The following is a 428-nucleotide window of genomic DNA, read 5'->3' as shown; positions in this document are numbered from 1 at the left end:
TGTTGTTGCCGTAGTCGAAGGTCGGCACGCCCTGCTTCTGGAAGTCGAGCATGGCTTGCACGTGCACGGCCATGGACTGCTTGGCCGCCTTGACCACGGCGGCAGGCTCGGTCTGCGCACGGTCGCGGTACTGCTCCCAGGTCCAGCCGGCGGGCAGGTAGCCGTTGAGCGGGTCGTGGGCGCTGGTCTGGTCGGTGACCATGTCCGGGCGCACGCCGCGCTTGACCAGCTCTGGCAGGATTTCGGCGGCGTTGCCATGCAGGGCGATGGAGATGGCCTTGCCTTCGGCGGTGTAGCGGGCGATGCGCGCCAGGGCGTCGTCCAAGTCGCTGGCCTGCTCGTCCACGTAGCGGGTCTGCAGGCGGAAGTCGATGCGGCTCTGCTGGCATTCGATGTTCAGCGAGCAGGCGCCGGCCAGGGTCGCGGCC

Annotated in this window: 1 pseudogene; it reads right to left on the bottom strand. The window is 68.7% G+C overall.

What is annotated here, in order from left to right:
* Positions 1-428 (bottom strand): annotated as a pseudogene (locus tag ABFA30_RS24010) (urocanate hydratase); the annotation flags it as partial.

The sequence above is a fragment of the Pseudomonas sp. HLMP genome, from assembly GCF_046365545.1.
GTDB classification, from domain to species: domain Bacteria; phylum Pseudomonadota; class Gammaproteobacteria; order Pseudomonadales; family Pseudomonadaceae; genus Aquipseudomonas; species Aquipseudomonas guariconensis_B.
This window is presented reverse-complemented; position numbering and strand designations above follow the sequence as displayed.